At 47.8% G+C, this 11,873-nt stretch carries 6 protein-coding genes; all 6 read right to left on the reverse strand.

All coding sequences use genetic code 11. The features are described 5' to 3' along the window. Nucleotides 1-25 precede the first annotated feature (25 nt). Nucleotides 26-3,409, reverse strand: coding sequence for a methylmalonyl-CoA mutase family protein (locus H8K55_RS05395; protein WP_186941057.1), 3,384 nt, complete (start codon nt 3,407-3,409; stop codon nt 26-28). A 197-nt stretch (nt 3,410-3,606) separates the two neighbouring features. After that, nucleotides 3,607-7,212, reverse strand: coding sequence for an indolepyruvate ferredoxin oxidoreductase family protein (locus H8K55_RS05400; protein WP_186941058.1), 3,606 nt, complete (start codon nt 7,210-7,212; stop codon nt 3,607-3,609). Between the two features lie 591 nt (nt 7,213-7,803). After that, nucleotides 7,804-8,532: a LytR/AlgR family response regulator transcription factor gene (locus H8K55_RS05405; RefSeq protein WP_230408491.1), complete on the reverse strand. Its 729-nt coding sequence runs from the start codon at nt 8,530-8,532 to the stop codon at nt 7,804-7,806. Nucleotides 8,533-8,534: 2 nt separating this feature from the next. After that, nucleotides 8,535-9,668 carry a sensor histidine kinase gene (locus tag H8K55_RS05410; RefSeq protein WP_186941059.1) on the reverse strand — a complete coding sequence of 378 codons (1,134 nt, stop codon included), beginning with the start codon at nt 9,666-9,668 and terminating at the stop codon, nt 8,535-8,537. Further along, on the reverse strand, nt 9,626-10,558 hold the full coding sequence (locus H8K55_RS05415) for a LysR substrate-binding domain-containing protein (protein ID WP_186941060.1): 933 nt from the start codon (nt 10,556-10,558) through the stop codon (nt 9,626-9,628). Before H8K55_RS05415 ends, H8K55_RS05410 begins: the two co-directional genes overlap by 43 nt. Before the next feature lie 133 nt (nt 10,559-10,691). After that, entirely contained in the window at nt 10,692-11,741 is a 1,050-nt protein-coding gene (locus tag H8K55_RS05420; protein ID WP_186941061.1) for a GGDEF domain-containing protein, read from the reverse strand. Nucleotides 11,742-11,873 lie beyond the last annotated feature (132 nt).

An 11,873-nucleotide genomic window follows, 5' to 3' on the forward strand; every position in this document is an offset into this window, starting at 1 on the left:
CCAATTGGATTTAACGGCGTGCCATTTACATGTTGCGACGATACTGCCCCCCAACCTCAAACAAGGCCGTAGTAATTTGCCCCAAAGAACAAACCCGCGCTGCATCCATCAATTTCGCAAACACGTTTTCATTATTAATCGCCGCTTGCTGCAGAGCTGCCAGCGCCTGTGGTGCGACATCCGCATGACGTTGATGGAAGTCTGCCAAGCGCGTGAGTTGCGATTGTTTTTCTTCGTCTGTAGAACGGGCGAGTTCTATCTTCTGTGGTGCTTCTCCGCCTTTAGGATTGCGGAAGGTGTTGACGCCGATGATAGGCAGAGTGCCGTCGTGTTTCAGGTGTTCGTAGTGCATGGATTCTTCTTGGATCTTGCCGCGTTGGTAGCCGGTTTCCATTGCACCTAAAACGCCGCCGCGTTCTGCTATGCGTTCGAATTCTTGCATCACGGCTTCTTCTACCAAGTCAGTGAGTTCTTCAATGATGAAGCTGCCTTGGATAGGATTTTCGTTTTTCGCGAGACCCCATTCGCGGTTGATGATCAATTGAATCGCCAAAGCACGACGAACCGATTCGTCAGTCGGCGTGGTGATCGCTTCGTCGTAGGCATTGGTGTGCAAGCTGTTGCAATTATCATAGATTGCAATCAACGCTTGCAGTGTGGTGCGAATATCGTTGAAGTCGATTTCTTGTGCGTGCAAGCTGCGGCCTGAAGTTTGAATATGGTATTTCAGTTTTTGGCTACGATCGTTTGCGCCGTACTTGTCGCGCATCGATACCGCCCAAATACGGCGGGCAACGCGACCTAAAACTGTGTATTCTGGGTCCATGCCGTTGCTGAAGAAGAAGGACAAGTTAGCGGCGAAATCGTCGATGTGCATACCACGTGCGAGGTAGGCTTCGACGAAAGTGAAACCGTTTGACAAGGTGAATGCGAGTTGCGAAATCGGATTCGCACCGGCTTCAGCGATGTGGTAACCGGAGATCGACACGGAGTAGAAATTACGCACTTGGTGATGCACGAAATATTCTTGAATATCGCCCATCACTTTGAGTGAAAATTCGGTCGAGAAGATGCACGTATTTTGACCTTGATCTTCTTTCAAAATATCGGCTTGTACGGTACCACGTACATTCATCAATACCCATGCGCGGATTTTTGCCGCCTCATCTGCAGTTGGCTCGCGTTTATTGTCTGCGCGGAATTTATCCATTTGCTGATCAATCGCAGTATTCATGAAGAAGGCCAAAATCGTTGGTGCCGGGCCGTTGATCGTCATGGAAACCGATGTCGCTGGATCACATAAATCGAAACCATCGTACAAGACTTTCATGTCTTCCAAAGTCGCAACCGATACACCAGAGTTACCAATCTTGCCGTAGATATCAGGACGGATAGCTGGGTCTGCGCCGTATAAAGTCACGGAATCGAATGCAGTTGAGAGACGCTTAGCGTCCATGCCTTGCGATACGAGTTTGAAACGACGATTGGTACGGTAAGGATCACCTTCACCGGCGAACATACGGGTTGGGTCTTCGCCTTCACGTTTGAATGCAAACACGCCTGCCGTGAATGGGAAAGAGCCTGGGACGTTTTCTAACATCAACCAGCGCAAGATTTCGCCGTGGTCTTCAAAACGTGGCAAGGCAACTTTGCGTATCGTGGTGCCGGATAAAGATTTTTGTGTGAGGCGGGTACGGATTTCTTTATCGCGGATTTTGACGACGTACTCATCACCAGCGTAGGCTTTTTGCATATCTGGCCACATGGCGACGAGTTTTTTGGATTCTGCGTCTAGCTTGTTGTCGCGGTCTACGATCAACTGCTCTAGCGCGATGAAAGTTCCCTCCCCCGAATATTCACCACCTTGGGGAGGGTTAGGGTGGGGATGGGTTTGCGTCGAGCTGACACTTAAACCCATCCCCCTCCCTGCCCCCCCCTTGAAGGGGGAGGAGTCTAACAACATCTGCTTAGTCGCTTGCAATTGCTGACGTTCGCGTGCAATACCAACTTGCTTGTGCGTGTGCTTGTGATAGGCGCGCACGCTGTCGGCAATTTCTGCCAGATAGCGGCTGCGTGCAGGTGGCACGATCACATTTTGCGCACTCGAGGTTTTGGTAGTCACCACTGCGAGTTTGCTTGGCTTCGCTTTGAGACCACGTGCCACCAATTCAGGCAAAATACCTTGATACAAAGCCGTCACGCCATCATCGTTGAAACGTGAAGCTTGGGTGCCATAGACTGGCATTTCGTCCGGCTTTTTAGTCCACAATTCGCGGTTGCGTTGATATTGTTTTGCCACATCGCGTTGCGCGTCTTGTGCGCCTTTACGATCAAATTTATTGATGGCAACGAAGTCAGCAAAATCGAGCATGTCAATTTTTTCTAACTGTGACGCGGCACCAAATTCTGGCGTCATCACGTACATCGACAAATCGACGTGCGGCACGATTGCTGCATCGCCTTGGCCTATGCCTGAAGTCTCAACAATCACCAAATCAAAACCTGCGACTTTGCACGCGGCGATCACGTCAGGCAAAGCTTGCGAAATTTCTGAGCCTGCTTCCCGTGTCGCTAAAGAGCGCATGAAAACTTTGACTTTGCCTTTCCACGGATTGATCGCGTTCATACGGATACGGTCACCGAGCAAAGCACCGCCAGACTTACGACGCGATGGATCAATCGAGATCAAGGCGATATTGAGTTCATCATCTTGATCGAGACGAACGCGGCGTATCAATTCGTCAGTTAAGGAAGATTTACCTGCACCGCCGGTACCTGTGATACCAAAGGCTGGCGTCTTGATGGTTTTCGCAGATTCAATAATACTGGCGCGCAAACCTGCATCGACTCTATCGTTTTCTAAAGCGGTAATCAGTTGCGCCAATGGACGATGTTTGTCGGCCAAATCACCTTGCTGCAAGACATCCAGCGTCGTCGGCGCAAACGAAGAGAGATCAATATCACAAGCTTTGATCATCGCCAAAATCATGCCGACCAGACCCATGCGCTGACCGTCTTCTGGGCTAAAAATACGCGTCACGCCATAGGCATGCAAATCCGCGATTTCTTCTGGCACGATCACACCGCCGCCGCCGCCAAATACCTTGATATGCTCACCACCACGTTGCTTGAGCAAGTCAATCATGTATTTGAAATACTCTACGTGACCACCTTGATAGCTAGAAATCGCGATGCCTTGCGCGTCTTCTTGCAGGGCTGCCGTGACGATTTCTTCTACCGAACGGTTGTGACCCAAGTGGATCACTTCCGCGCCATTTGCCATCAAGATGCGGCGCATAATATTGATCGAGGCATCGTGGCCATCGAACAGGGAAGCTGCAGTCACGAAACGAACTTTATTGGCGGGTTTGTATTCGGTGAGTTTTTCAGTAATTGACAGATCAGTCATTTTCTTTCCTTAGATGCTTGTGGCATGGTTTGGGTGTTTTTTCGATTATATGACGTTTCGATTTACGTTTACGTTCGCGTCACTTATTAATTGTGGTTTTGTGTTGGTTTTGGCAATTTCGTAGGGTGCGCCGTGCGCACCGTTTTTCGTTGAATAATCAGACAACGGTGCGCATGGCGCACCCTACGCACTCAATTTCAAGCCGCGTGTTGCTTCCCAGGCGCACTCATCAAAGCCGTTTTCTCAACATGATAAGCCTGCATTGCCTTTTCTTTCACATGACCAAAGCCACGGATTTTTTCTGGCAAGCTCGCTATCGCGACGATTTGATCGAGATTGTCTGCGTTCAACTTGGTCAGCAAAGCCAAGACCGTGTCGCGATAATCAATGATCAAAGCGCGCTCTTGTTTGCGTTCTTCGGTGTAGCCAAATACGTCAAGTTTGGTGCCGCGTAAGCCCTTGAATTTTGCCAGCAATTTAAAGGCTTGCCACATCCAGGAACCATACTGCGCTTTGATCAAATGGCCTTGACCATCTTTCTTAGCAAATAGCGGCGGCGCTAAATTGAATTTGACTGAGAAATCGCCTTCAAATTGTTGTTTGAGTTTTTCTGTGAATTCACCATTCGTGTACAAACGCGCGACTTCGTATTCGTCTTTGTATGCCATCAATTTGTAGGCATATTTTGCTACCGCTGTCGCTAATTTATTGCCGCCGATTTTTTCTTCGACTGTGCGTACTTTGCTTACTAGGTCTTGATATTGAGCGGCGTAAGCGGCGTCTTGGTACTCGGTTAAGAAAGCAACGCGACGTTTGATGATGCTGTCTAAACTTTGCGGCATTTGAATCACAACCGGTTGACCCGGGATCGCGATTTTTTCTACACGTGCCAGATCGACTGCTGCTCTGCGGCCCCACAGGAAGGCTTTCTTATTCGCGTCGATTGCCACACCGTTTAATTCAATCGCACGTAACAAAGCGGCTTCGGACAAAGGTATCGCGCCTTTTTGGAAGGCAAAACCTAAGATGAATAAATTGGTGGCAATTGAATCGCCCATCAAGGCGGTCGCGAGTTTGGTCGCATTGACGAAATCGACATTGCCACCAACTGAATCAGAGATCAGACGCTCAGTTGATTCTAAAGGGAATTGCCAATCAGGATTTTTAGCGAATGGGCCAGTTGGCTGTTCGTGCGTATTGATCACCGCACGGGTGCGACCTGCACGCATCTTAGAGATGGCATCATGTTGGCCTGCGGTCAAAATATCGCAACCCAAAATCAAATCAGCTTCACCTGTAGGAATGCGTTGCGCACGGAGTTTGCTGACTTTTTCTACGATGCGAATATGCGAAGTCACTGAACCATTTTTCTGTGACATGCCGGTCATATCGAGCACTGAAGCTACCTTGCCTTCGAGATGCGCAGCCATGCCGAGCAAAGCACCAACTGTGATCACACCTGTGCCACCAATACCGTTCAACAAGATGTTGTAAGAAGTATCGCAGCTTGGCAATACTGGTAGAGGCAAATCACCGAAATCATCGGTCTTCGCTACACCCGTCTTCGACTTCACTAACTTGCCGCCTTCTACCGTGACGAAGCTAGGACAGAAACCTTTAACGCAAGAGTAATCTTTGTTGCAGGAAGACTGATCAATCGCGCGCTTGCGACCGAATTCGGTTTCCACCGGCATGACAGAAGTACAGTTCGATTGCACACCACAATCACCGCAACCTTCGCACACTGCTTCGTTGATAAACATGCGTTGATTCGGGTCAGGGAATTGACCTTTTTTACGACGACGACGTTTTTCAGCGGCGCAGGTTTGATCGTAAATCAAAACACTCGCGCCTTCGATTTCACGCAACTCACGTTGTACTGCATCCATGTCTTTGCGATCGTGCAAACTGATGATGGCGGGTAAGCCACTGCGATCTGTATAACGCGTGAGATCTTCGGTCACCAAAGCGATACGCTTCACGCCTTCGGCTGCCATTTGCTGCGCCATCATTTGTACGCTAATCGTGCCATCGACGGGCTGACCACCTGTCATCGCAACTGCATCGTTATACAAAATTTTGTAAGTGATATTGACCTTCGCAGCAACCGCGGCGCGTATCGCCAAATAGCCGGAATGGAAGTACGTGCCATCACCCAGATTTTGGAAAACGTGCGGCAAGGTCGAGAACGCTGCTTGACCTATCCACGGTGCGCCTTCGCCGCCCATGTGGGTCGTCAACTTATTAAACTCAGGATAGATCGCGGTCGCCATCACGTGGCAACCGATACCTGCTAAAGCCAAACTACCTTCGGGTACTTTGGTGGAAGTATTGTGCGGGCAACCTGAACAATAGTAAGCGGGACGCGCTGGCGTATTGACTTGTTTGTTCAGCACTTCGTCTTTGGCTTCGAGGAAAGCCAGACGAGCTTTAATTAAATCACTGGTATGGAAGCGCGCAATACGTGCTGAAATTACGCGAGCGATTTGCGATACGGAGAAATCCGCTTTCGAGGTCAGCAACCATTCACCGCGCGGCGCCACCCATTCGCCTTTTTCGTCAAACTTACCAATCACGCGTGGACGCACATCATCGCGCCAGTTGTAGAGTTGTTCTTTGAGTTGGTACTCGACCATTTGACGTTTTTCTTCGACCACCAAAATCTCATCCAGACCTTGCGCAAATTCACGCACACCATCGGGTTCGAGTGGCCATGGCATCGATACTTTATACAAACGGATGCCGATGTCAGCCGCCATTTGTTCATCAATACCGAGATTTTCAAATGCTTCTAAAACATCGAGATAAGATTTACCGGAAGCGACGATACCGAGTTTGGCGTGCGGACTATCTATCGTGACGTGATTGAGTTTATTCGCGCGGGCATAAGCCAATGCTGCGTAAATTTTGTAATCCTGCATCAAGGCTTCTTGCTTACGTGCTTGTATACCCAATGTATCAAGCGAGAGACGCGTATTCAAACCACCTTCTGGCATCACAAATTCTTCTGGGATTGTGATCTTTAAACGGAAAGGATCGGCATCCACTGAGGAAGTCGATTCAACAGTATCCGCCAATGCTTTGAAACCCACAGCGCAACCCGAGAAGCGCGACATCGCCCAAGCATGCAAACCCAAATCCAGATATTCCTGCACATTGGCTGGATACAACATCGGGATCATGCAAGCAGAAAAAATATGATCGGACTGATGTGGCAGCGTTGAAGAATAAGCGCCGTGATCATCGCCCGCCACCAAAATCACACCGCCGTGTTTTGATGTGCCTGCGTGGTTCATGTGCTTGAAGACGTCGGCGCTACGATCAACGCCCGGGCCTTTGCCATACCACAAGCCAAACACGCCATCGTATTTTGCGGGACCTATCAGATCCACAGTTTGTGTGCCCCACACAGCGGTGGCGGCGAGGTCTTCATTCACGCCGGGGACGAACTTAACGTGATGTTGTTCTAAGAGTTTTTTGGTTTTCCACAAAGTTTCATCCAAACCTCCGAGCGGCGAACCTCGATAGCCTGAAATGAAACCAGCCGTATTCAAGCCAGCGGCGAGATCACGCTGTCTTTGTATCATCGGCAAGCGCACTAATGCCTGAATGCCTGATAAGAAAATCGTGCCGGTGTTCGAGGTGTATTTATCGTCTAGAGTGACTGGCGCTAATTCGTGTACAAATGCAGTAGTTGCATTGATGTCGGAGGATGTTGCTGAAGTTGATGCTATAGCTGAGGCGGACGAAAGCGAAGACGCTTCCACCAGACCAGCAGATTTCATTGCTGTGTCGGATGACATGGTAGAGCTCCAAAAAATTTGTGATTTTTGTGTGCAAAGAACTTGGGCTGCGTCCGGTAAGACACAAGTCTGTTCTGAACTTATGGGAAGGTAATCGCCAAAAATTCAAGTTGCATCGGCTGAGATAGCAGCCATTTTAATTCAATTCAGGCCTGATACCCAAGAAAAAGCCCGGCAATTCTGGCGTTTTTCTCGCGAAAGTTTCTTAAAACCTAATTATCCGCACCACTATTCAAATGATAGGCGCTTGAAAATCAGGTTTTAAAACTTCGACTTAGTTTCCACTTAGTTTCAACTTAGCATCAGGCAAATCTGAATCGGAGACATCAAAGAAAGCTTTCGAAATTCTGGGATGGAGACCACACCCATTCGCTGCAGCGCTTTCTCGACTTCCTTTGAAATCTGCTGTGTTCACAGTGTAGTGAGAGTTATTGGATTTGAAAAATACGGAATAGAAATAGGGGTATCGTGAAAAATGATAGCAAAAATAATCACAAAAACCTTGATCACCATCGCAATAGAGATTTTTTGTATTGTCACTTGATTTTTCATTCGCAAAAACTATCCATATATGAAATGGACCCGTCAAAATCAGCTCTGCTGTTGCAGACGTTGCAAAATTTCTTCGCGGTATTGACGGCTACAAGGGATTACCGCACCACTCTGCAAATAAAATTCGCCGTCGCCTTTTCCATTTGCGTCAAAACGTAAAATTTGATCACGCCTGACCAGATAGCTACGATGGCAGCGTGAAAATGCAGCACCTAATCTTTGCGCACTCACCGACAAAGTTTGGCGCAGCATGTGAGTGGTATGTGCGGTGTGTAGCAAGACATAATTGTCAGCCGCTTCGACCCAGTGGATATCTTCCACCTGAACTACCTGCATATTGCCACGTTCTTGAATAATCAGTGGTGCGGCTTTAATTGGCACCGCCGATTGCACACGTTGCGCCGCTATTGCATTTCTGGCTTTATTGAATGCGCGCAAAAATCGCTCTTCATCAAATGGTTTTAGCAAATAATCCAGCGCATTCGCATCGAAGGCCTGCAACGCAAATTGGTCGTAAGCTGTCACAAAGATGAGTTGCGGTGCGGGTTCAGGAATTTGTTGCGCAACGCTTAAGCCATCAAGCTCTGGCATTTGAATATCTAAAAAAACGATATCAAATTTTTCTTGTGCCAAGGTCTGCAAGGCAGCAACGCCATCGCGTACTTCTGCGATAAAACTCACTGCCGATTGCGCACTAAGCAAACGCCGCAGCTTATCGCGTGCTGGTCGCTCATCATCCACAATTAAAACGCGCAGTTGCTCAGCCATGTTTATCCTTCGCTCCGCAATGGCAAGCAAATTTCACTACGAACCCCAGCAAGGTGCTGCGGCTCAATTTCAAAGCTCGCACGTTCACCATACATCACCGCCAAACGCTGGCGTAAATTATTCAAACCTATGCCCGCAGGTTTGCTATCTAAATTACTGCCTGAGTTACTACACAAATGCCCGGCATCATCTTCCACAATCAATTGTAATTGGTCGGCCAGCACATTCGCTCGCACGACGATTTGCGTCATGCCCGAGCGTTTTTCCACTGTATGTTTAAAGGTGTTCTCCAATAGCACTTGTAAGCACATGGTAGGTACTTTACAGCGCAAAGTTTGGGGTGCGATTTGCCAACTTATGAGCGCCCGCTCGTCAAATCGTATCAACATTAAATCAGCATAAGCATGCAAGAGTTCTAGTTCACGCTCCAGGCTGGTTTCTGTCTCCTCACCTAAGTCTAGGGTATGACGTAGTAAGGCCGCGAGCCGACTGAGTGCTTTATCGGCGGCATCCACATCGGTATACATGAGCGAAGAGATCGCATTTAAGGCATTGAATAAAAAGTGCGGTTGTATTTGCTGACTCAATCTTTGTATATGTGCGGCTTGCAATAATTTGGTAGCGCGCTCTGCGTTATTTTTTTCTTCTAGCAAAAATATATACGATTGCACGCCGAAAATGACCACGTAAAACAGGCCAAGAAAGATCGACAACTTAATCGATTCATACACAAAAACTTCTGGCCAGGGATCGTGCGAATAAGTGCGCCCAAAGAGAAAATACACAGCATGGCGCAGTGAAAAAGTCAGAACAATAAAGCCGATGCAGACCAAGGGCAAGTAAGCAATCTGGCGCAAGAACCAACGCCGCGGCGTTTGTAGTAGCTTTCGCTCGGTCAAGACCGGCAACTGCAAATAAAACAGAAAACTACCCACGAGTGCCGAAGAGCTTTCCCAAAATATAGGCTCCCACACATTCTGCCCGCCATCACGCCAGTAATCCTGCACCGCGACTGCGACCATCAACGCCCAGAACAATATTGCACCGCCTATCATACTGAGGCGACCGATGCGTTGTTGTGTCAGACCGGTCATCAGATCAAACTCTTCGCGCCCAGCCATTTGCCACTCAGGCATAAGTCACGGCTAACATCGAGTACCAATTTTTCTACTGCTTGCGCAGCATTGGTGAGTGGGATATTTTTAGAAGAACATAAAGTCACCGTGCGGGATAGTGCAACATCGCTGATCACGCTCGCTCGCATATCACCACGTTCAATTTCTGCCAGCAACGGCGATACAGGTAAGATCGTCGCTCCCATATCCGCCAAAATTGCAGACTTTAAAATCGCAATCGACGTAATATCGATCACATTCACAATCTGTTTGCCTTGTTCGCGTACCACTTGTTCTATGCGCGGCCGGACACCGTGCTGAATGCTCGGTAGTATTAAAGGTGCTTGAAGAACTTTATCGAGCGTGATGGATTTACGCTTGCATGCATATTGCGAATCGGCACGCGTGATGTACATCATCTGCTCTTCAACCAAAGGCTTGGTATTGAATTTCCCTAGCTGTCCATCGTCAAACAACACGGCCAGATTCAAACGACCTGAAGCTAGCTGTTCGGTCAAATTGCCAGTTAATTCTTCAGTCAATTGAAACACGATATCGGGGAATGCCGCACGCACCGCGGTTAACAACGGTAATGCCAATGCGCCCGAGGCACTTTGAGGGATACCAAGTGCCACTGTACCACTCGGTTTATCGGTCGATTGGTTCACTGCAGATTTTGCATCAGCCACTTGTTTCAAGATCGCTAAAGCATGCTCGTAAAAAATCTTGCCCGCATCGGTCGCCTGCATACCTTGTGCAGAGCGATGTAAAAGATTCGCACCCAATTCTTCTTCTAATTGTTGAATCTGTTGGGTTAAAGCGGGTTGAACGATATGCAAAACTCGTGCTGCACGTGATAAAGAACCGTGATCAACAATAGCGACGAAATAGCGTAGTTGACGTAGTTCCATGAGTGAGGATGTGGGTGGTGGAATTCAAAAAACTGGCGCAAATCTCATGTGCAAGACGATGCACCCGACTGCAGACGTTTCAATCAATAGGTTTCAATGAATCAGTTTCAGTGAATAAGTTTCAATGAATGGGTTAGAAGAATTCCACACTATCATGCGATTGTTCTATGTGCAGATCACCTGACTGAACCAGATCTTCGTAGTGGCAAACACGATTACGACCATTGCTCTTGGCGAAATACAAAGCTTGATCGGCGCGACCAATAATCCCAACAGCTGGTTCGAAAGGGTCGATATGCGCAAAGCCAATACTGATGGTGACAGTACCCACTTGCGGGAAAGGATAACGCGCCACGTTTTCACGGAAACGCTCAAAGATCATACGCGCATCATCTTTACTGGTTGAGCGCAACAAGATCACAAACTCTTCACCACCAAAGCGGAACAATTTGTCACTTGGCCGAAAGGACGTTCGCATGAGATTCGCGACCAGAATCAACACTTCATCGCCATACAAATGTCCAAAAGTATCATTCACACGTTTGAAGTGATCGATATCCAGTACGGCCAGCCAATGCTGTTTCTCTTTATCGCTGTTACGACGTTCAACATCGGGTTGATCAATTTCATCCGACAATTGCTTCTGTACGCTGGTGCGCAAAATCTTTGAAAAATTGTCGTCGAAAGTTTTGCGATTTAATAAGCCCGTTAAAGAATCACGCTCACTGTAATCGAGCAAATTTTGGAAGTTACGATAGACCACCAAAATGCCACTCATGACTTCTTTGGTATTTTCTGAATACACGCCGGGATTATAAATTTCCAAGCAAACATTCACTTTTTCATTGATCCAGATCGGCAACCACACTGTGCGTATGCCTTGCTCATCAAGCTGTTCAATCACGTTGTCTTGCTGACTTAATCCTTTTAACAACTGAGGAAATTGTTCTATCGGTAGCTCTGGCACCAAATGTACGAGATGCTCTTCGTTAGGTGCTACTTTTCCGTGATCTACAGTAATTTGCGCTTTGACCAACACCTTATCGCCGACGTGCAAGATATCCAGCACGCGCGCACGCGCTGCCTGAGTCAACTCACTGAGCGCAGAAATAACGGAAATATTGAGCAGATCATGGTCACGATGACCCGTAATCTCCATCAAATGTTTAATGATTGATTCCATAAATACGATCTAAGGAACAACTTCCAAAAAAAGACAACAATGAAGACAGCAAAAAAGTCCACAAAAAAACAAGTAAAGCAGGACAAACAACAACGACACTAGGCATACGACATGACACAAACTACATCAACT

It is taken from the genome of Affinundibacterium flavidum (assembly GCF_014284175.1).
GTDB classification, from domain to species: domain Bacteria; phylum Pseudomonadota; class Gammaproteobacteria; order Burkholderiales; family Burkholderiaceae_D; genus Undibacterium; species Undibacterium flavidum.